This window comes from Yimella lutea (assembly GCF_006715095.1).
Taxonomy (GTDB): Bacteria; Actinomycetota; Actinomycetes; order Actinomycetales; family Dermatophilaceae; genus Yimella; species Yimella lutea.
On sequence record NZ_VFMO01000001.1, the window covers coordinates 2,828,685 to 2,848,172 of the forward strand.

The following is a 19,488-nucleotide window of genomic DNA, read 5'->3' on the forward strand; positions in this document are numbered from 1 at the left end:
CACCGCCGTCGCGAACGTGGAGCCTCAACTGCGCAAACCGCGGTTTGTGAGTCCCTGCCTGTGCAAACCGCGGCGCCACTGCCGCGATTTGCACAGCTGGGTTACGCCGAACCGCGGGTTTGCACAGTTCATGCCGGTCGTCGGTCGAGAAGTTCGTTCGCACGGGCGCGGGCCCAGGTCTCGGCGTCCAACACCTGCTCGACGCTGAGTTCGCGCTCGGTCTGTGCGTCGTGCTCCCCGACGACGCGGGCGACAGTGTCGACGATGTCGGTGAAGCTGATCCGTCGGTCGTGGAAGGCCTCGACGCATTCCTCGTTGGCTGCGTTGTAGACGGCCGGGTAGGTCGAGCCCGCGCGTCCGACCTGGCGGGCCAGTTGCACCGCGGGGAACGCCTCGTCATCGAGCGGGGCGAACTCCCAGGTGCTGGCCTTCGTCCAGTCGATCGCGGTCTCGACGTCGGCCACACGGTCGGGCCATCCCATGCCGAGCGCGATGGGCACCATCATGGTCGGCAGTCCGATCTGTGCGACGACCGCACCGTCGACGAACTCCACCATCGAGTGGATGTACTGCTGCGGGTGCACCACGACGTCGATGTCGTCGATCGGCACGTCGAACAGCAGGTGCGCCTCGATGACCTCAAGCCCCTTGTTGACCAGCGTCGCCGAGTTGGTGGTGATGACCTTGCCCATCGCGAAGTTCGGGTGCTTGAGGGCTTGCTCCGGCGTGACGTCCTGCAGTTGCTCGCGGCTCATGCCACGGAACGGCCCGCCACTGGCGGTGACGACGAGCTTGCGCGCCTCGTCGCGCCGTCCGGCCAGCAGCGACTGCGCGATGGCCGAGTGTTCACTGTCGACGGGGACGATCTGCTCGGGCTTGGCCAGGGACTTCACCACCGGGCCCCCGACGATGAGCGATTCCTTGTTGGCCAACGCCAGGGTCGAATTCGCTTGCAGCGCAGCGATGGTCGGGACGAGACCGATCGAGCCGGTGATGCCGTTGACGACCACGTCGGCGCCGCAACCGGCAACGATGGACGCCGCCTGGTCGCCCTGCAGCACCTGCGTCGCCCCGGGCTGCTTACCCATCGCTCGACAGGCCGCGATGATGCGCTCGTCCAGGTCGGTTCCCTGGCGAGCCACACCCACCAGCGGCACCTCGAACTCCGCTGCCTGCTTCGCGATGAGGTCGAGATCCGATCCGCCGGCACTGAGCGCGACGATGCGGAACCGGTCGGGGTTGTCGCGGACGATCCGGCACGCCTGGGTACCGATCGAACCGGTGGAACCGAGCAAGGCCACGGTGCGAGGAGAAGTCACGCGGTCATTGTGCCGCCTGGACCTGCCGGCCCCGCAGAAGCATCGTCGCCGACGGTCGGCAGAAGCGTCACGATGCGGTGCACAATGCGGTCGAGGTCGACGGGTTCGAGTTCCACCTCCCCCGGCTGCTGCGGTGCCACATCGGTGAGCCAACTGCCACGGGTGCCGCCGAGCACACCGATGAGACGTCCGCGGGGCCCACCCCGCAGGTGAAGGGTTGCGTCGAGACGGAACTGGCAGTCACCCCACGGTTCGGCCGCGTCGACCACGCGCATCGGATTCTCTTGTCCGGCAAGCGGTTCGAGCGGGATGATCCAGTCCCGCACAACGTCGTCCACCGCGGCGGGAGCGGCGAGCCCGAACTCATGGACGCCGTCCGCGCTGACATCCTCGACCACGAAGAAGCCGTCGCAGCAATGCAGGTAGCGAGCAGCCCACAGGTCACGACGCAGGTCGGCTGCGATCAGGACGAGCGACACGTCCGCCTCTCGTCTGCAGCGCAGCAGGTCGAGGATCTGCTCCGGGACGCCGATGGACCCGTCCTCGGCCATCGCCCCGTGAGCGAAGAGGGCACGCTGAGCGACGGTCATCGCGACCGACCGGGCGTCGGGCTCCAGTACGTCGAGGAACGGAAGTGCGACGACGTGATGGTCGCCGCCGAGCAGCACGAGCTCCTCGTCGGTCAACCGCAGCGGGGGTGACTCGGTCATCGCGGCACGCCTACCTCGGCTGGGGGCGGCGGATACCACTTCAGACCGCGGAACCCGGCAGGTGGCGGAGCGGGCGGACCCATGGGCGGCGGCGCAGGACGCAACGGGGCGGGTGGGCGACGCCTTGCCGCATCGGGGTGCGGTGGCCTGGCCGCCAGGTATTTGATCAGCATGGCGGCAGGAACGTCCTGCTCGACGTGCTTGAGCAGAATGGGTGGAAGCTCCTCGGTGAGCCAATCCTCGTTGTCGTAACTGGCATTCGCGCCCTTCCACACCACCCACGTCCCGATCGCGATGGCACCGGGCAGCCGAGCAGAGGTACGCATCGCGATGACGCCGCCGATCTGTGCCAATCCCGCCAGGCGGGTACCGGCGTCGCGCCACCCGGTGTAGCCACCACCGGTCTTCACGTCCTTGATGCCCGGTCGCGCTGCGTCGAGGATCCCGACGACCGGAGCCAGCGGCCCGAGCAGTCGCACCACTCGTCCACCACCCGGCACCCGGTCGAGGTTGCCGGTGATGAAACCCTTCTGCAGTTTCTGGGTGGCTTGCGTGTGCGCGGCGGTCTGGTTCGGCGTGAGGGTCGGCTTGCGTTCGAGGTGGATGACGGTGACGGCGGCACGGCCTTTTGTGAGTGCCGCGATGGATGCCTTCGCCAGACCGAGGCGGCGAGCACCCAAGTGCCACAACGCTTCCGGCGGGTCAGCGCGTTCGAGCCCGGTACGGAAGGTCGACACAGCACGGCGATGCCTCAGCCACAGATCGTCGTGCTGTCGCGTGAGATCACCGACGGCGCCCTGCGCCTTCGTCAGTTCCTTCTGTGCTTGGGCCGTGCTCAACGGATCCGTGGCAACCCGGATCTCGGACCGCAACACCCGCACGTCGAACTCGGCGGCGACGATCTTCCGACGCAGTTCCCTGTCCTCGGCCTGATGGCGGTCGAGGGTGTCGGCATACGTACGCACCACACCCGCGACGACACGCAGCGCAGCAACCGCTCGATCGACGTCCTTGCCGTAGGTCACGAACGTACCCGCGAACGACATGGACCCACTCCCGTCCCAGTTCGCCAGCCCGGCGTGCACCGCGTTGCGCTGATTGCCTCGTTGCACGCTCAGTTCGTCCGCCCGCCCGGTCAATGCGGTTGCCGCCTTGCGCAGAACGCCGGGATCACCCTCGATCGGACGCCGCATCACTGCACCGATCGCATCGCGGCGAGGACGAGTGCTTCGTTGCGGCTGTACGCACCACCCGCCGTCGCGAGGCTGTCAGCGAGGCAGCCGCCACCGTCGACGAGCATCCCCAGTGCCAGCTCCCATTTCGTGGCGAGGTTGAACGAGAGGCTGGAGCATCCCTCGTCCCCACAGGCACCGTCGACCGCGATCAACGCGTTGCGCACACCGCCGGGCACCTGCAGCACCTGGTTTGTGGCGTGTCGCAACTGACGTGAACTCGCTTGCAGGTCAAGCGGATCGACCGAGAACTTCATGAACGTCCCTTTCGTCCGTCGACGAGAGGGAGGCTAGGACGATTACGCCTGACGCGTTTCGGTTATCCCCAGGGGCGCACTCGGACGGTCGGAACGATCGATCACGGCCGCGACGATCAGCGCCTGCGCAGCGATGTAGGTGAGCATCACCCAGAAGCTGCGGTGGAGCAGGTCGAAGTCAGCGAACGCGTCCAGCGCAATGAGCGAATCGGACAACATGAAGATCGCACCACCGACGCCCGCGAGAGCGCCGAGTCCGGTCGAGAGCATCCCCATCACCGCGAGCGCTAGCCCGTAGACGATCACCGGAGCAAGCATCACGCCGGCGCCGGGGGCGCACCACACGACGAGCACGGCGAACGCAGCCAGGTACGGCAAACGCGGCCAGCACCGCCGCCACGGCGGCGCGTTATCCCGATGCGGCCAGAACGCGCGGATGTAGGCGCCCTGGGCCACCAGAAAGGCTGCGACGAGGCAGAGGAAGGCAGGGTCACCGTCCACGAACCGCGGCAGCGTGTCACCGAGCCAGGAGAAGAAGAGCGCGACGCTCACACCACGAACCAACGGTCCCCGGTCGGTCGTGCTGGTGAGCAGCACTGCGGCCAGCGCAGGCATCAGCAGCACCTGGGTGATGTCGCTGACCAAGCTGTCGGGCACGACCAGTTGCGAGACCAAATGCAGGCCCGCCACCAAGCCGGCGGCCGCGACGGCGGCCCGCGAGCGAGAATCTCGCCCGATCCCACGTACGATCGAGCGCAGGCTCACAGAGCCAGGCCGACGTACTTGGTCTCCAGGTACTCCTCGATGCCTTCGAAGCCGCCCTCACGACCGAAACCGGACGCCTTGACGCCGCCGAAGGGCGCGGCTGGGTTGGACACGATGCCCTGGTTGACCCCGACCATCCCGTATTCGAGCGCCTCACTCATGCGGATCGCTCGGGAGAAGTCCTGGGTGAAGAAGTAGGCGACGAGTCCGAACTCTGTCTCGTTGGCGCGGCGGACGACGTCGTCTTCGTCGGTGAAGGTCTGGATACCGGCGACCGGACCGAAGATCTCCTCGGCCGCCATCCGGGCGTCACCCGGCACGTCGGTCAGCACGGTCGGCGTGAAGAAGTGGCCCTTGCCCTCGGCGGGCTTGCCACCGGTGACCACCTTGGCGCCGCGCGACGTGGCGTCATCGAGCAGTTCCTGAACTCCCGCAACGGCTTTCGCGGTGATGAGCGGACCCACGGTGACGCCGTCGTCCATGCCGTTGCCGACGGTCATCGCGTCCATCTTGGCCGCGAACTTCTCACTGAACTCCGTCGCCACCGACTCGTGCACGAAGAACCGGTTGGCCGCGGTGCAGGCCTCACCGATGTTGCGCATCTTGGCCAGCATCGCGCCCTCGACGGCCTTGTCGATGTCGGCGTCCTCGAACACGATGAACGGGGCGTTGCCACCGAGCTCCATCGAGACGCGCAGCAGCTGCTCGGCGGACTGTTCGACCAGCTTGCGTCCCACGTTCGTGGAACCGGTAAAGGTGAGCTTGCGGGCGCGCGAATCGCGGATCAGGGGTTCCATCACACCACTGGAGTCGGACGTGGTGATGACATTGATGACGCCGGCGGGCACACCGACCTCCTGCATCAATTGCGCGAGCGCGAGCATCGTCAGCGGTGTCTCGGACGCGGGTTTGATCACCATCGTGCAGCCCGCCGCGAGGGCCGGACCGATCTTTCGGGTGCCCATCGCGAGCGGGAAGTTCCACGGCGTGATCATCAGCGAGGGTCCGACCGGCTGCTTCATCGTCACCAGGCGGGTCGCGCCGTTGGGCGCGGTCGACCAGCGCCCGGAGATCCGCACGGCCTCTTCGGCGAACCAGCGGAAGAACTCCGAGCCGTACGCGACCTCGCCCTTCGCCTCGGCGAGCGGCTTTCCCATTTCGAGCGTCATCAGCTCGGCGAAGTAGTCGGTGCGCTCGACCAACAGGTCGTACGCCCTGCGCAGCATCTCACTACGATCACGCGGCGCGGTCTTGGCCCAATCGGACTGTGCCGCAGCGGCGGCCGCAAGCGCTGCCTCACCATCGGCGACGGACGCGTCCGCCACCTTCGCAAGCACTTCTTCGGTGGCGGGGTTGTGCACGTCAAGCGTTCGTCCCCCTTCGGCGTCGCGCCACTCGCCACCGATGAAGAGTTGGTTCCTGACCTGGGAAACTGCCGATTCGCTCATGGGATCCAGTATTGCGCCGAAGTGAGCCGGCTTACATCCAGGGTGTTGTCGCGACCGGACGGATGAGGGCTGTCGAGCGCAGTCCGGCATCGCCATCGCGCGACATCCACCGCACCTACTGAAATGCACCGAACCCACTACGCATGCGCAATGGGTTCGGTGGCAAGTAATGGGGCTCGGTTGGCCTAGGAATCGAGGTTGGCCATCACGTGCTTGACGCGGGTGTAGTCCTCGAACCCGTACATCGACAGGTCCTTGCCGTAACCGGAGTGCTTGAAACCACCGTGCGGCATCTCGGCGACCAACGGAATGTGAGTGTTGATCCACACGCAGCCGAAGTCGAGCGCCTTGCTGACCCGCATCGCGCGTCCGAAGTCCTTGGTCCAGACCGACGACGCCAGCCCGTACTTCACGCCGTTCGCCCAGGCGATGGCCTCGGCCTCGTCGTCGAACTGCTGGACTGTGATGACCGGGCCGAAGATCTCGTCCTGCACGACCTCGTCGTCCTGCCTCAGACCGGATACGACCGTCGGCTCGAGGAAGAAGCCCTCACCGAGCGAAGAGACACGGCTACCACCGGTGGCGACGCTGGCGTGGCCCGGCAGACGGGACAGCATGCCGGTGATCTTCTCCAGGTGGCCGGCACTGTTGACCGGGCCGAACAAAGCGTCCTCGTCGTCGGGCAGACCGACCTTGGCGTTGCTTCGGGCGTAGTCGGCGAGCGCCGCGACGAAGTCGTTGTGGATCTTCGGGGACGCGAGCACACGGGTTGCCGCGGTGCAGTCCTGTCCGGCGTTGAAGTAACCGGCGGTCGCGATGCCTTCGACCGCAGCCTCGATGTCGGCGTCGTCGAACACGATGACCGGCGCCTTTCCACCGAGTTCGAGGTGAACGCGCTTGAGGTCCTTGGACGCCGACTCGGCGACCTGCATACCGGCACGAACCGATCCGGTGATCGCGACCAACTGCGGGATCTCGTGTTCGACGATCAGGCGTCCGGTGTTCCGGTCACCGGTGACCACGTTGAAGGTGCCGGCGGGCAGGAACTCGGACGCGACCTCGGCCAGCAGGAGGGTGGTCTCGGGTGTGGTGTCACTCGGTTTGAGGACGACGGTGTTGCCTGCGGCGAGCGCCGGGGCGATCTTCCACATCGCCATCATCATCGGGTAGTTCCAGGGCGTCACCTGGCCGACGACACCGATCGGTTCCCGGCGGATCCAGCTGGTGTGACCCTTCATGTACTCAGCCGACGCGCGACCTTCGAGCACCCGTGCAGCGCCGGCGAAGAAGCGCAGCTGGTCGACCATCGGCGGGATCTCTTCGGAGGTCGTCAGCGCGTAGGGCTTGCCGGTGTTCTCGGCTTCGAGCTTCACGAACTCGTCCGCACGCTTCTCGATGGCGTCGGCGAACTTGAGCAATGCCTGCTGCCGTTCGCTCGGAGTCGTCTCGCCCCACTCCCCCGCGAACGCCTTGCTCGCCGACTCGTACGCGGCGTCGACGTCTGCTTCGCCCGAGATCGGCGCCTTGGCGACCAGCTGGGCGTCGACCGGGTTGACGATGTCCTGCGTCTGGTCGGTCTGCGCCTCGACGAACTTTCCGTCGATGAAGTTCTTAAGTTGCCTGACCACGAGGGCCCTCCCTGTTCTTCGGATTCGAACATCTCCGAGCCTATGTCCCTTGCACGCGCAGTGTGACCCAGGTTGCAACAGTCAGCCCGAATCCGCCCGCCGGCTCGTCGGTCACGACTGTCGAGAACGACTACTTCGCCTGGTCGATGACAGAGCGAGTTCATGGCTCCCGAGATCAACTGCGTCCGAGGCTGCATCACCACCGAGCACGCCGACGCGATCGTCGGGTCTTCGCTGAGGCGCTGACGCAGATCTGAGCCAACGACCTGCCCGCACTGACCGCCCGCCCATCGAGAAGGAACCACGCACCGCTACACCGCTACCAGGGACTTGACCCGGTTCGGCGAGACGGATCACGGTCATGGGTCCATCCTTGCCAGACCTGCGGCCCCGAGCTGTTCACCGACCACGACGGACGCAGCCCCTCGGACGCCGGCGCTCCCCGCGGACGCGGCCGCACCCCCGACCCGGCCGACTACCCCTCGATCCTCGCGATCTCGGCGGACGCCCAGGCGCGTCGACCCGGAGCGGACGGTTGCGACGAGGACTTCGAGATGGAGTTCGCGGTCGATGTGCTCATCGTCGGGATCGAGCGGCTCCGCGCGGACGGTTGGCAGTCGCCGTCCGGGTAATTGTCGGGCACATCGCCGGGAAACAAGAATGGCTCCCGACCCTCGCGGGTCGGGAGCCATTTCCGGGTGGTCAGCTCGTGGTCTCCCAGTAGCGCCAGCCCTCGCTCGAGGTCGGGAAGTTGATCGTGCCGGACGCCAGGTTGCGGACGGCGCATCCACCGCCCGAAGCGGTGTAGATCTGGTACTTCTTCCACGTGACCTTCTTGCTCCACGCAACATATTGAGCGTGGCCGTACTTGGTCGACGTGATCGTGTGACGGTACGTGTGCGTCGTGCTCGTGGTGTTCGTCTTCGTCAGACTGGCCGAGACCGAAACCTTAGCCTTTGCGAGCACGGCGCCGACCTCACTCTCGGCACCGGCGGTGACCTGGTAGCTGGCCGAGCCCGAGTAGGAGCGGCTCACCTCGATCTCACCGCCTCGACCGTCCTTGAAGGTCGGGATCCCCTTGAAAGGGATATAGCTCGACGTGGCACTGACGGAGTAGTAGGTGCCGTAATCGACGCAGGCTGCCGAGGCCGTGGGCGCGACCGCCAGAGTGGAGGCCGAGGCCAGAACGAGGCCACAGGCCGAGAGGGCAGCAGTACGACAGAGAGCCATGATTCTCCTGAACATGAAGGAACCCCCCGAGGGTTCTCCGGAGGCCGGACCCCCTGGTCCGGCTGAGGAGAATCTATGGCCTGATACAACGCGCGGTCTAGACCCCAATTGGCATGACTTCTCTGGGCTCGGAAACTCGGCCGGCGGACTCGCCCGGCCGACCAACCACAGAGGGCACTACTTGTCCAGGAGTGCACCACGTACGAGGAGCGGACTCGCGACAAAATGTGCTCTCGGCGCGTCAGTCGTGGCCGACCAACACCACAAGCTCACGTGCGAAGTCGACACCGAGCGCCGTCACTTCCACCCGGTTGCTCTTGACCGTGACGACCCCGGCCTCGCTCCAGAAGGCGAGCGTCCGATCCATGTCCTGGTCGCTGTTGTAATGCGCGTCATCGGCTCGATCTGCTTTGTCGACGCCGATTGGCCGTTGGTCCGGCGGAGCGTTCGTCACGCTGGGTGTAGGTGTGGTCTGGCCGAAGCGACTGACCAACCTCCTCCGCGACGACCTTCTTCGCGATGACCCGAGCGCGGAGTTGAACGTCAGCCAGCTGAGTCGAGCCGTCTCCGCGGCCCTCCCACCGGCATGAGTGCTGTCTAACAGGACGTTGCGCCGCGCGCACCTGCCGGTCACCGCGTCAGCGGCAACCGTGCTTGGCGACCTCCAGCCGCACCATGCGCTCGTTGATCGGTTCCTGCTCACACACGACGAAGTTTGATTCGACGAGCACGCCGAACATCGCATCCTTCGCGTGAACGGAAGCCTCGACACCCGCAGACTTGAGCGCCGAACGGGCATCGGTCAGCACCATCCCCCGGACGTCAGGACCAGCAGCTTTTTCACCGCATGCCGCATGTGAGGTCGCGATCAGTAGACAGGCGATTACACCCTGCACCGCACGCCGAGCCGAAGTCGACCTCACGGGCACTGCTCGGTGAGTTTCACGACGTCGAACGAAACGATCGTGGTGGCGGTCACGGTGGTTCCGGCACTCGGGGTCTGCGAGCAAACCTTCCAATTGCTGTCGAGAACCTGCCTGCGATTCGCTCCGAGCGCATCCGTCGAGAATGAGAGGTAGAGCGGGTCACCTGACACACGCTGGAGGTCGTCCTGGGCGATCTGGAGGATCTGCCCGACCTCATTGGGCATGATGAACGGTGCCGCCGTGACGCCGGACGTCGCGGATTCGGTCGAAGCCGCCGGTGCCGAACTCGTCGTCGACGTAGTTTGGCTGGTTGGCGTCGCAGATTCGCTGGTGCTTGTCGAGGCAGACGCGGAGACCGGTTCCGACGAGGACGAGGTTGAAGGCGCGGCGGTCGAAGCAGGCGGCGTCGTAGTCGCAGTCGTAGTCGAGGACACCGCGGCCTCCGACGTGTCCTTCGCCGGCGCAACGATCGACCCGATGACGCCGATGAGAACGAACAAACCCACGACCGCACCGGCCACGATCGCCATCGGGTGTTTCCACCACGGCCGTTTCCTCGGTGCAGGGCCGGGATCCGAAAGCCACGCGGGCGCGGGTCGAGTCGGAATGGGCTGCGTCTGGCTCACTCCCTGCGGTTCGGCGCCGACTGGGCTGGTGTGAGCGGTCCATTGCTGCCCATCCCAGTACCTCAGTTGACCCCCGCCCTGCGGATCGTCATACCAGCCTGGTTGTCCCGGATTCCCCATGAAGTGCCCCTAAACATACGATCGGCGGCCGTGTCGGCCACCGAGTTCATTGCGAAGTCGGCAGAGTCTAAGCAGGCATGGCCAGGCTTGTCTCAGCTTTCCGCAAAGCCCGGCGGAGCGACGCCATCACGTCAGAGCCGTGCCTCGCGACCGTGCTTGCGCAAGAGGCAGGGCTGCGATGACGAGCCGCCACCACGGGCCATTTCCTCGGTATCGCAGATGGGTCGATCGCAACGCAGATCGCCACAACACCCGCGATGACTGCCGATGAGGCATCGACGTGCTGACGGGTGGCGACCAGCGCATAGGGCTGCGGCGTCGACCACCCGGTGGCGGGTCTCACTGGCCATGTTTCGCGATCGAGCCCGGACACGCCGGGCCCCGCTCGTCACAGGCGTCGGCCGCACACCACGCGGTCTGCCCGGCTACTTCGATCGACTGGCTCCTGTTCGTGTCAACAGCCGCAGCCACCGCCGCCACCACCGGATTCCTCGCTTATCGGCCGGGTTCGCAACCGGCGGTAACGACTCACCCCAACTCGCAGCGCGATGTGTGTCATGAGTTGTAGCGTGCGACTGCTCACTAGTTGATGCCTCAACCGCCCGCAATGAGCACCCATCATCACTACTTCTCAAGGGGACGAGTTGACCAATTTCGGACCGCCTTCCGGCGGGCAGGAGAACCCACAGCAGTACGGCAGTGCACCGAACTGCGGCACGCCCGACCGGCGGCAACCCGACAACTTGCCGCCGCACGTGGCCCAGCCGCCCGCAGGCTTCGACCCGAAGGCGCAGGCCAAGGCGTCGCGGCCATGGTTCAAGAAGAAGCGCTACTGGCTGCTCGGTGTCGTCGCAGTGCTCATCATCGGCACGGCGGCCAACGGCGGTGGCAACTCCACGGATGCGTCGACGACCGCGTCCGACACGTCGACAACCACGTCCGGCACCTCGACGAGCAGCACGAGCGAGACCAGCTCCAGCCCTGAAGCGTCGCCTTCGACGGAAACGAGCAGCGCAAGCGAGTCGTCGACCTCCACCGAGGCGCCGAGCCCGACCGAGGAAGCCGCCGCGTCAGGTGGCGACACCGAAGCGTCGAGCACCAGCGCGGAGGCTCCGGCCAAGAACCCGAACCTCACTCCCTCCCAGGAGAACGCTGTGACGTCGGCGCAGAACTACCTCTCGTTCAGCGCGTTCTCGCGTCAGGGCCTCATCGATCAGTTGTCGTCGCAGTACGGCGACAAGTACCCGGTGAAGGACGCCACGATCGCCGTCGACAGCCTCTCCGTCGATTGGAATGCACAGGCAGCGAAGGCCGCCAAGAATTACCTGCAAATGACCGGCTTCTCCTGCCAGGGGCTGATCGACCAACTGGCCTCGCAGTACGGCGATAAGTACACCCGTGCGCAGGCCACATACGGCGCGAAACAAAGCGGAGTCTGCTGACCTACGCCTGCCTCGAGGCGTAACTTCACGTGAGGTCCCGCGCACCGGATGGTGCGCGGGGCCTCCCGCGCCATACCTACGCTGCAACTCCTTGGCGATCGTCATCAACTGGATCTGAGAGGTGCCCTCGTAGATGCGCAGCACCCGAGCGTCCCGATAGCGCCGTTCGATCTCCGACTCGCGCAGGTAGCCGGCACCGCCGTGCACCTGCAGCGCGTCATCCGCGATTCGATGACAATGCCTCGGTCGCGACGTCCTTCGCGATCGACGCCCGCCGACCAGGCGGTCTGTCGGGACGCTTAGAGGTACAGCACGCCGGTGTCCGGCTGTCGACCAAGTCGTACGTCGTGCTGGGGCTCATCGCACTGCGCGGCCCTCGACGTCGTACGACCTCAAGCGGCGGTCGGCCACTCGGTCGGCTACTTCTGGCCGCTCCCGCATGCGCAGCTGTATGCCGAACCCAAACGACTCATCTAAGCCGAGCTGCTCCGGATGGAGCAGGAGACCGACTCCCGCCGGCGACAGATCTATTCGCTCACGCCCGCCGGCCGCATGGCGCTGCGGGCGTGGCTGAAGGAGGCCGTCGGTGAACCGTTCCAGGTGCGCAACGTCGCCGAGCTCAAACTCTTCTGCGGCGAGCTCGCCGACGAGGAAGACCTCCGCGTCCTGGCTGAGGAGCATGTGACGTTGCACCGCGAGCGATTGGCGGAGTTCCAGCGCACGAGTGACCGGTTCGCCGCCGACGCCGACCGGGCCGGGCGGATGGTTCCGCTGGCGATGGGGGTGCGGTTGGAGGAGGCGGCGCTGGAGTTCTGGGAGGAGCAGTTGGGCTGAGGCGCAGCACGCCGCTAGGTGCAGTAGCGTGCGACAGTCAGCGCGCGGTGAAGGCCATCATCGCGCCGGGGTGGGGGGAGGCTGCCCTGGCAAACGAGATTCGCCCTTCGCTCCTCAACCGATTTGCTCGGAGTTACCGAACCATCGGCGGGCACCTCGTGTTTCCTGCCAACCGGATCGGCGGCAAGGTGACGATTAACGGCGCGAAGGGCTTCCACCCGCGCATCAAGGACCGCAGCGGGCCTGACGCTCGAGTGCATCCGCCGGCACTACGCGGGCGTCGATAGCCCGCTCACTGAACCCCTCGCCAGATACGCCGACTTCTTTGCCCTTCGGCGATTTCGCCGGCTACGTCGACTTCTTCCTCTTGCAGGACGCCGTGAATCCGGACGGATCTGTCATCTACACGCCTTTTGCCGACTTCACCACCAGCCCACTGCCGACGTCTGTGTCCAACTATCGGGACTATCTCCAGGCGTGCATGACTTTCGTTGCGGCACGTGGCAACCGGATCGCAGTGTGGGCGACGCAGCAGCGCCTCGCCTAACCCTCCGCGGCTACTCCACGTCCTCTTCGATGTCGACCCCGTAGCCGACGGCAAGCCCAGCCAGGCGCCGTTGGTAGCCCTGACCGATCGCTCGGAACCGAAGCGCCCCGTTACGCCAATACACCTCAGCGAGAAGCATGCTCGTTTCGTCGGCGGCCGCATCGAGCGTCGCGCGCGCCAGCAACGAGCCGTCGCTCGATCGCACGCTCAGCTCAATAGCGCCGAGGACTCCGAACGTGCCATCACCATCGATCGCGGCGGCAAGGGTGATTCGTGAATCGATCGGAAGTGCCCCTGCCTGAACGTCGACGGACGCCTGGTCGGGCGTTGCGAGGTCGAGGTCGACGAGGCCGGTCGGATGGGTCGGTTGGTTGTAGAAACAGAAGTCCTCGTCGCGCGCGACGCTGCCCGTCGGATCCGTGACGAATGCGACGACGTCGACTTCGTCGACCGCCTCGGCAGCGACCCAGGTGGCAGTAACGGTGAAGTCGAGGTGCGCGATATCGGTGACGCCACCTCGCGGGAGCGACACCACGTCCACCGAATCGAGTTGCTGCGCCTCGTCATTCGCGCTGAGCTGCGAGGCACCGACAGGCTCGAGTGTCACTGGGTCGAGCTCGGTCAGAGCACGTTCCTTGACCTTCGAGATGCGCGCGTCTTTCTCGGCGTCCGCCAGCGCGACAAAGTCCGTCACGGTCATGGTGAGGTTCACCGCGCAGGTGCCACCAACCTCCTGCACACGGGTTCGCACGTCGGCCGCCTCATCGTGCGAGCCGCCGAGGATGATCACGCGCCTGCGCGAGAACCGCCCGGGGGCAGCCACTTTGGCACGCGGTCTCGGTGGGCTGAGCACGGGCACCGCGTCAGGCATCGTCTGCACGACAACCTGCGCCATCGTTCTCGGGTCACCTGGTTCGACCGAGTCGAGCAGCCCCATGAACTGCTCCTCGGTCATCAGGCTGGTGCCGTGCTTGAGCGCGAGATCCGCCTTGCGCGTGCCGAGTTCGCCGTTCGACACGAGGACGCTGGTGCGTGAACTCACCGAGTTCATCACGTCGAGACCGCACCGGGTTGCCGTCTCGATCAGCACCGCCCGGTCACGGTGCGTTTGACCGGTGAACACCACCGTCATGCCTTGGCGCAGCGGTTGGCCAGGCACGTGCCGGCCGGGATACCGCCACATGCAGGGCGTGCGCGGCGCAACCGGCGGGTAACCACCGAGGAGGCGTGGTCGCGCGTAGGGCAACGGCAGTCCCAACCGGTGTGCCAACGCGAGCGAATGACGGGTGAGCTCGACGAGCGCACGTACGTCGTCCTCGGCATCGTGGGCACGGTGTTGCTTGATGCCCCGGTAGTCGCACAGGCTCGCCAGCCTGAAATCGGCCAGGGGCAGGTCGAACCGCTGCGACAACTGGCAGGTACACAGTCTGAAGTCGGCGGGAAAGAGGTGCCCGGCTCGGGCGCGCTTCGTGGGCAAGGAAGTCCCAGTCGAACCGAGCGTTGTGCGCCACGACCACGCGCCGGCTAAGCATCTCGTGGATCCGCGGAGCGACCTCGGCGTACCGGGGTGCACCGCGCAACCTTGCCCGGGTGATGCGATGAATCTCGACAGGGCCGGGGTCACGCTCGGGATCGATCAGCGTTGACCATTGATCGGTCACGACACCGTTCGGCTCCATCTGGGCGATTGCGATCTGGACCACGCGGTCGCGACTCGCTGTCAGGCCGGTTGTCTCGACGTCGACAAGTGCGTACGGGCGGTCGTAGGTGTTTGCGACGCCAATCGGCAGCATCACGACGTCCGGCCCGTCGTGGCTCCTTCCTACCTGAGGTGGGGGTGAGTGAGCCCGCCGCCGATGAGCAGCATGCGTAGCCGGTAGTGCTCGCGGTTGCGGAAGCCTCGGGCGACGCGTCGGTGGAGCTCGATCAGGCCGTTGATCGCCTCCGTGCCGCCGTTGTTGGCGCGGCTGGTGTCGAAGTAGGCCAGGAACGCTGCCCGCCACTGCTTCAGGGTCTTACCGAGCCGTCGGATCTCCGGGATCGGACAGGTCGGCAGCGAGGCCAGGATTTTCTCCGCGATCCGCCGGCCCTCGACCGTGCTCTTGGCCTGGTAGGCCGACCGGAGCTGTTGGGTGCACAGCCACGCGACGAGCACTTCGTCGTGACGTTCGTCGGCAGCGATCGCACGGTCGAGCCGTGCCCGTTGCCGGTCGGTGAGCTTCTCCTGCCCGCAGCGCAGGATCGTGCGGATGCCATAGAGCGGGTCGTTCTTGCGGCCACGGTGACCATGGATCTCCTGCTGCACCCGACGGCGGACCTCATCCACGGCCTGGGTACCGAGCTTGACGACATGGAACGCGTCCAGGACCGCGACCGCGTCCTCGAGCTGGTCATCGATGGCGTTCTTGTAGCCGTGGAACGGGTCCAGTGTGGCGACCACGACACCGTCACGGAACTCCTGGCCACGTTCGGCAAGCCAGTCGCTGTACACCTTCCCGGACCGGCCCGGCACCAGGTCCAGCAACCGCGCCCGCGGCTTGCCGTCAACGTCGGGTGTCAGGTCGACCATCCCGGTCAGCTGCTTCGGACCGCGGCCACCCTCGGCGATCGGGAACTCGGACACGTGATGCCACACGTGCTCGTCCACGCCGAGTCGCGTCACGCCGGCGAACCGATCCTCGTCGTCGGCCATCTCCTGCAGAAGTGGCCGGATCGAGGACCACACCGTGTTCCACGTCGTCCCCAACTGTCGGGCGATCCCGCTGATCGAGCCGTGCTCACGGCGGATCTGATTGATCGCCCACCAGCAGGCCCGCGTAGTCAGCAGCGCCCGCGGTCGAGCGATGTCCTCGTCTTGCTCGGTGAACGCCTTCCTCGGGCAGGCTGCCTCCTGGCAACGCCAGATCCGCTTGCGCCACACCACTTGGACCGGGCGGTCGAAGCACGGCGCGTCGACCAGCGTGACGTCACTGCGGCCGTGGCTGTGCGCAATCACGCCGCAGCTCGGGCAGCCCATCGGCGTCCGGGGCGACTCCACACCAACGACCAGCAGCCCGACGTCGTGGTCGTACTCGACGGCGGTCACGCGCAATTCACCGAGCCCGACCAAAAGATCGCAGCGCGAGCAGTAGCGGGTGTCGCGATGGCAGCGCGCAGCGATGTGCGCCGTAGGCTCGGACAACGTCGAGGTCCTTCGGAACGGTGTGCTTGGTCGCCACTGATCCTGAAGGCCTCGACGTCCCTCACCCCGCAGCCAAGCTCATACCGGCGCGCCTCTCACCCCCACCGCAACTCGGAAGAGCCCCCGTCGTCAGGTCGGTGCGCTGTGCGTGCGTTGTCGAGTTGCGAACCATGGTGCCCCTTGTCCCCGGTCGTTCAAAGCAGACGCTATCGGGCACCACTGACCCTTACCCGAGGCGAGGTCATCTCCGAGGAAGTCGTTTGTCATAGAGTGCCCACGTCAACGCGGATCGACGAGCTTCCTTGATGGACACGCTCCCCCGCACGCCTTTGTCGTGCTGCCCGGGAGCCAAAGATGTCGTCGCTGCTACGCCAGTCTGCTGGCAGCTTCTCCGTCGCTGAGCAATACCTGGAGGAGCGCCTGGCCGAGCAGTTGGCGACGCGAACGGGTCAGTGGCCGTCGCCCGCTGAGCGCAGGTCGTGGAGCCGGAGCCTCCCCGCGCTCGCGGCCGATCTCGTGAGCGCAGGTCGGTCTGATGTCGAGATGCTCATCGAGTACCAACTGCCACTGACGAGCAAGCGCGCCGATGTGGTGCTCGCCGGGGTGGACTCGAACGGCGAACCGACCTACCTGGTGGTCGAACTGAAGCAGTGGACCGACGCCACGATGTTCGAGGACAGCGATGACCTCGTGAGCGTTCCCGGCTACGCCCGACCGGTGAGCCACCCGATCGATCAGGTGCGCGGCTACTGTGAATACCTGACCGACTTCGTGATGACACTGCGCGGCAAGGAACAGAGCGTCCGCGGAATCGCATACTTGCACAACGCGACCGACTCCGACGTGCATGATCTCCTCGCGAAGCCGTCCGATGGTTTCGGACGCCTCATCACCGGCCAGCGACGCGGCGAGTTCCAGGAGTTGCTGCGTTCGACCTTTGCTCCGACCAGCGGCGCCGAGGCTGCAGACCGGCTGAGCGGCAGCGGCATCGCGCCGTCGAAGCAGCTCATGGCGCTTGCTGCCGACGAGGTGCAGCACCGCGAGCAGTTCGTGCTGCTGGACGAGCAGCTCGACGCCTACAACTACGTGCTCCACTGCGTGAACGACGCTCGCCGCCGCAACACCAAGACCGCAGTGATCGTCTCGGGCGGTCCCGGCAGCGGCAAGAGCGTCATTGCCCTCTCGCTCATGGGCGAACTCGCCCGACAAGGCCGGACGGTGGTGCACGCCACCGGTTCGCGGTCGTTCACCCAGACGCTGCGCAAGGTCGCCGGCCGGCGCGCACCACGCGTGCAGAAGGCGTTCCAGTACTTCAACTCGTTCATGGCTGCCGAACCCAACGACCTCGACTGCCTGATCCTCGACGAGGCTCACCGCATCCGGCAGACGTCCGCCAACAGATTCACGAAGGCGCAGTTCCGGACCGGGCGGCCTCAGGTCGACGAACTGCTCAGTGCCGCACGGGTTCCGGTGTTTCTCCTCGACCAGTACCAAGTGGTGCGTCCTGGTGAGCTCGGAACCGTCGAGGACATCGAGGACGCGGCACGCGCACGCGGGATCGACGTGCTGCGGGTCGATCTCGACGGACAGTTCCGGTCGGGTGGGTCGAAGGAGTACATCACCTGGGTGAAGCGCCTGCTCGAGCTCGAGCAGGGTGACCAGGCGTGGCCGGGCACCGACCGGTTCGAGGTTCACGCGATGGGGTCGCCCGAGGAACTCGACGCGTGGCTGCGGAGCAAGCAGGACGCCGGCTACTCCGCCCGGATCGCCGCCGGCTACTGCTGGCCGTGGAGCGATCCGCGGCCCGACCAGACCCTCGTGCCCGACGTCCGGATCGGTGATTGGGCACGTCCGTGGAATCTGAAGGGCGACCGCTCGGTCGGTGGCGCGCCCGCCGCCGCCCTGTGGGCCACCGACCCGGCCGGCTTCGGCCAGGTCGGCTGCATCTACACCGCGCAGGGTTTTGAGTACGACTATGCCGGCGTAATCATCGGCCCCGACCTGGTGCGCCGCAACGACAGGTGGCTGACCGTGCGGTCGGCGAACCGTGACCCGGACTTCAAGAACCGCACCCGCGTTCCCGACCAGCAGTTCGACCGGCTCGTGCGGCACGTCTACAAAGTGCTGCTCACCCGCGGCTTGCGCGGGGTGGGCATCTACTCGACCGACGCCGAAACGATGCTCTATATGAGATCTCTTGTCTGACAACTAAATTCACCACACCGCGGATCGACAGGCTTTCGACCTAGGACATGCCTCCCCGCTCTTCTCCGAGGAGCAGCATGTCTACCGCTTGGATCGTCGCCATCGACCGGGAGAACCCCGAGCACTGGCGGATCGCCTGCGAGAACTCGTTCTGGGACATGACGTCACGGCGCGATATCCGCGCCGGGGACGTCGTCTACTTCTGGCAGTCCGGCGAGAGCTTCGTCGGGAGCGTGCGTGTGCTCGACGACCTCCATGAAACGCTGCCGGGCACTGAAATGCCCTGGAACATCGACGACGCGAAGCGGAGCAACTACCGGTTCCGATTCAACTTCGTGCTCGAGCACGCGACGTCCGCGGGGCAGCCGACCGGGAAAGAAGTTGCTAAGAACGCGGGTGCTCCGGCATTGCACACCAAGCCGCACATCACCGATCCCGATTCCATGCGATGGCTCGAGTCTCAGGTCGCTGGTGTCGCCCTCCACGCCGACCCGGTGTGGAGCACCGACGAGACCGGGCTGGTGTCGCCCTCCACGCCGACCCGGTGTGGAGCACCGACGAGACCGGGCTGGTGTCGGTGGAGGACATGGCGTCCGACAATCGCATCCGCGTCCCGGCAGATGTAGTGCGCAGGCAAGGCAGCGGCAAGTTCCGCGCCGACGCGGTCCGGGCCTACGGCGAGCGATGTGCGGTAACCGGCACCGACGTGCTGCCGATCCTGGAGGCAGCGCACATCATGGAGTACAAGGGGCCGCACACCAATGTCGTGACGAACGCTCTTCTGCTCAGGTCGGACATCCACACGCTGTTCGATCTGCACTTGCTAACCATTGGCCCGGAGCATCGAGTGCACCTGGCGCCTGCGGTTCGAGCGTCGCAGGAATACGCCGGTCTACACGGCCAACAGCTCCGGCTACCAAACGACCAGGCGGCCCATCCAGACGCCGAGTGGCTGCGCGCGCACAACACCAAGTGCAGCAGTTGGTTTGGTCGCGGCTAGCGAGCGCGATTCCTGGCG

The 19,488-nt window shown here is 66.1% G+C and carries 20 protein-coding genes and 4 pseudogenes; 8 read left to right on the forward strand and 16 right to left on the reverse strand.

Annotated elements, in window-relative coordinates:
• Positions 1-128: 128 nt before the first annotated feature.
• The 11 genes from dxr to FB459_RS17895 all read right to left on the reverse strand — a co-directional run bounded on the left by dxr (position 129) and on the right by FB459_RS17895 (position 9,739).
• On the reverse strand, positions 129-1,319 hold the full coding sequence (gene dxr / locus FB459_RS13665) for a 1-deoxy-D-xylulose-5-phosphate reductoisomerase (RefSeq protein ID WP_141928884.1): 1,191 nt from the start codon (positions 1,317-1,319) through the stop codon (positions 129-131).
• Positions 1,316-2,029 carry a hypothetical protein gene (locus FB459_RS13670; RefSeq protein WP_141928885.1) on the reverse strand — a complete coding sequence of 238 codons (714 nt, stop codon included), beginning with the start codon at positions 2,027-2,029 and terminating at the stop codon, positions 1,316-1,318. The genes dxr and FB459_RS13670 overlap by 4 nt, the downstream gene beginning before the upstream one ends.
• The gene (locus FB459_RS13675; RefSeq protein WP_141928886.1) at positions 2,026-3,222 is read right to left on the reverse strand and encodes a WXG100 family type VII secretion target; all 1,197 of its coding nucleotides are present in this window, start codon (positions 3,220-3,222) and stop codon (positions 2,026-2,028) included. Before FB459_RS13675 ends, FB459_RS13670 begins: the two co-directional genes overlap by 4 nt.
• Positions 3,222-3,518 (reverse strand): hypothetical protein, encoded by a 297-nt coding sequence (locus tag FB459_RS13680; RefSeq protein WP_141928887.1) that lies wholly within the window; start codon positions 3,516-3,518, stop codon positions 3,222-3,224. The genes FB459_RS13675 and FB459_RS13680 overlap by 1 nt, the downstream gene beginning before the upstream one ends.
• A gap of 42 nt (positions 3,519-3,560) precedes the next feature.
• Complete coding sequence (locus tag FB459_RS13685) at positions 3,561-4,175, reverse strand: lysoplasmalogenase (protein WP_211345196.1); 615 nt, start codon at positions 4,173-4,175, stop codon at positions 3,561-3,563.
• A gap of 104 nt (positions 4,176-4,279) precedes the next feature.
• Positions 4,280-5,731: an NAD-dependent succinate-semialdehyde dehydrogenase gene (locus tag FB459_RS13690; protein ID WP_141928888.1), complete on the reverse strand. Its 1,452-nt coding sequence runs from the start codon at positions 5,729-5,731 to the stop codon at positions 4,280-4,282.
• 185 nt (positions 5,732-5,916) lie between these two features.
• Entirely contained in the window at positions 5,917-7,359 is a 1,443-nt protein-coding gene (locus FB459_RS13695) for a gamma-aminobutyraldehyde dehydrogenase (protein WP_141928889.1), read from the reverse strand.
• Between the two features lie 702 nt (positions 7,360-8,061).
• The gene (locus tag FB459_RS13700) at positions 8,062-8,589 is read right to left on the reverse strand and encodes a hypothetical protein (protein ID WP_141928890.1); all 528 of its coding nucleotides are present in this window, start codon (positions 8,587-8,589) and stop codon (positions 8,062-8,064) included.
• A 241-nt stretch (positions 8,590-8,830) separates the two neighbouring features.
• A complete protein-coding gene (locus tag FB459_RS13705; protein ID WP_141928891.1) occupies positions 8,831-9,043 on the reverse strand; it encodes a hypothetical protein in 213 nt (70 codons plus the stop codon).
• A gap of 184 nt (positions 9,044-9,227) precedes the next feature.
• The gene (locus FB459_RS17410; RefSeq protein ID WP_170221927.1) at positions 9,228-9,401 is read right to left on the reverse strand and encodes a hypothetical protein; all 174 of its coding nucleotides are present in this window, start codon (positions 9,399-9,401) and stop codon (positions 9,228-9,230) included.
• Between the two features lie 107 nt (positions 9,402-9,508).
• Entirely contained in the window at positions 9,509-9,739 is a 231-nt protein-coding gene (locus FB459_RS17895; RefSeq protein ID WP_246092453.1) for a hypothetical protein, read from the reverse strand.
• Between the two features lie 16 nt (positions 9,740-9,755).
• On the opposite strand from FB459_RS17895, the gene FB459_RS17900 reads away from it, so the two are divergent.
• Positions 9,756-10,175 carry a hypothetical protein gene (locus FB459_RS17900; RefSeq protein WP_246092454.1) on the forward strand — a complete coding sequence of 140 codons (420 nt, stop codon included), beginning with the start codon at positions 9,756-9,758 and terminating at the stop codon, positions 10,173-10,175.
• A gap of 17 nt (positions 10,176-10,192) precedes the next feature.
• On the opposite strand, the pseudogene FB459_RS18265 reads toward FB459_RS17900, so the two are convergent.
• Positions 10,193-10,261: pseudogene (locus FB459_RS18265) on the reverse strand (hypothetical protein); the annotation flags it as partial.
• Between the two features lie 644 nt (positions 10,262-10,905).
• Between FB459_RS18265 and FB459_RS13715 the strand changes: the two are divergent.
• The gene (locus FB459_RS13715) at positions 10,906-11,703 is read left to right on the forward strand and encodes an Ltp family lipoprotein (protein WP_211345197.1); all 798 of its coding nucleotides are present in this window, start codon (positions 10,906-10,908) and stop codon (positions 11,701-11,703) included.
• Between the two features lie 96 nt (positions 11,704-11,799).
• Here FB459_RS13715 and FB459_RS18070 read toward each other — a convergent pair.
• Positions 11,800-11,985 (reverse strand): annotated as a pseudogene (locus FB459_RS18070) (acyl-CoA dehydrogenase family protein); the annotation flags it as partial.
• Between the two features lie 210 nt (positions 11,986-12,195).
• On the opposite strand from FB459_RS18070, the gene FB459_RS17585 reads away from it, so the two are divergent.
• The 3 genes and pseudogenes from FB459_RS17585 to FB459_RS13730 all read left to right on the forward strand — a co-directional run bounded on the left by FB459_RS17585 (position 12,196) and on the right by FB459_RS13730 (position 13,084).
• Entirely contained in the window at positions 12,196-12,537 is a 342-nt protein-coding gene (locus FB459_RS17585) for a hypothetical protein (RefSeq protein ID WP_211345198.1), read from the forward strand.
• 47 nt (positions 12,538-12,584) lie between these two features.
• Positions 12,585-12,824 (forward strand): DUF6994 family protein, encoded by a 240-nt coding sequence (locus FB459_RS18270; RefSeq protein WP_425472358.1) that lies wholly within the window; start codon positions 12,585-12,587, stop codon positions 12,822-12,824.
• Positions 12,796-13,084: pseudogene (locus tag FB459_RS13730) on the forward strand (DUF6994 family protein). Before FB459_RS18270 ends, FB459_RS13730 begins: the two are co-directional and overlap by 29 nt.
• A gap of 10 nt (positions 13,085-13,094) precedes the next feature.
• Here the strand turns inward: FB459_RS13730 and FB459_RS13735 are convergent.
• The 3 genes and pseudogenes from FB459_RS13735 to FB459_RS13745 form a co-directional block, all read right to left on the reverse strand.
• Positions 13,095-14,495: a TerD family protein gene (locus FB459_RS13735; RefSeq protein ID WP_246092455.1), complete on the reverse strand. Its 1,401-nt coding sequence runs from the start codon at positions 14,493-14,495 to the stop codon at positions 13,095-13,097.
• Positions 14,496-14,556: 61 nt separating this feature from the next.
• Positions 14,557-14,877 (reverse strand): annotated as a pseudogene (locus FB459_RS18275) (exonuclease domain-containing protein); the annotation flags it as partial.
• A gap of 29 nt (positions 14,878-14,906) precedes the next feature.
• Positions 14,907-16,265, reverse strand: a complete 1,359-nt coding sequence (locus FB459_RS13745; protein ID WP_425472349.1) for an ISL3 family transposase — start codon at positions 16,263-16,265, stop codon at positions 14,907-14,909.
• Between the two features lie 354 nt (positions 16,266-16,619).
• Here FB459_RS13745 and FB459_RS13750 point away from each other — a divergent pair, with 354 nt between their 5' ends.
• From FB459_RS13750 to FB459_RS13760, 3 genes are all read left to right on the forward strand, one after another.
• Positions 16,620-18,470 carry a DUF2075 domain-containing protein gene (locus FB459_RS13750; protein WP_141928896.1) on the forward strand — a complete coding sequence of 617 codons (1,851 nt, stop codon included), beginning with the start codon at positions 16,620-16,622 and terminating at the stop codon, positions 18,468-18,470.
• A gap of 77 nt (positions 18,471-18,547) precedes the next feature.
• Positions 18,548-19,096, forward strand: coding sequence for a hypothetical protein (locus FB459_RS17415; protein ID WP_170221931.1), 549 nt, complete (start codon positions 18,548-18,550; stop codon positions 19,094-19,096).
• Positions 19,057-19,470: an HNH endonuclease gene (locus tag FB459_RS13760; RefSeq protein WP_170221933.1), complete on the forward strand. Its 414-nt coding sequence runs from the start codon at positions 19,057-19,059 to the stop codon at positions 19,468-19,470. The genes FB459_RS17415 and FB459_RS13760 overlap by 40 nt, the downstream gene beginning before the upstream one ends.
• Positions 19,471-19,488: the final 18 nt, after the last annotated feature.

What these genes read in the sequence shown, in the direction of transcription:
- FB459_RS13760 (WP_170221933.1), top strand. Translation starts at nt 19,057, where the DNA reads ATGGCGTCCGACAATCGCATCCGCGTCCCGGCAGATGTAGTGCGCAGG.
- FB459_RS13670 (WP_141928885.1), bottom strand. Translation starts at nt 2,029, where the DNA reads ATGACCGAGTCACCCCCGCTGCGGTTGACCGACGAGGAGCTCGTGCTG.
- FB459_RS13700 (WP_141928890.1), bottom strand. Translation starts at nt 8,589, where the DNA reads ATGGCTCTCTGTCGTACTGCTGCCCTCTCGGCCTGTGGCCTCGTTCTG.
- FB459_RS17410 (WP_170221927.1), bottom strand. Translation starts at nt 9,401, where the DNA reads ATGGTGCTGACCGATGCCCGTTCGGCGCTCAAGTCTGCGGGTGTCGAG.
- FB459_RS17415 (WP_170221931.1), top strand. Translation starts at nt 18,548, where the DNA reads ATGTCTACCGCTTGGATCGTCGCCATCGACCGGGAGAACCCCGAGCAC.
- FB459_RS17585 (WP_211345198.1), top strand. Translation starts at nt 12,196, where the DNA reads ATGGAGCAGGAGACCGACTCCCGCCGGCGACAGATCTATTCGCTCACG.
- FB459_RS13690 (WP_141928888.1), bottom strand. Translation starts at nt 5,731, where the DNA reads ATGAGCGAATCGGCAGTTTCCCAGGTCAGGAACCAACTCTTCATCGGT.
- FB459_RS17895 (WP_246092453.1), bottom strand. Translation starts at nt 9,739, where the DNA reads ATGCCCAATGAGGTCGGGCAGATCCTCCAGATCGCCCAGGACGACCTC.
- FB459_RS13675 (WP_141928886.1), bottom strand. Translation starts at nt 3,222, where the DNA reads ATGCGGCGTCCGATCGAGGGTGATCCCGGCGTTCTGCGCAAGGCGGCA.
- FB459_RS13680 (WP_141928887.1), bottom strand. Translation starts at nt 3,518, where the DNA reads ATGAAGTTCTCGGTCGATCCGCTTGACCTGCAAGCGAGTTCACGTCAG.
- FB459_RS13750 (WP_141928896.1), top strand. Translation starts at nt 16,620, where the DNA reads ATGTCGTCGCTGCTACGCCAGTCTGCTGGCAGCTTCTCCGTCGCTGAG.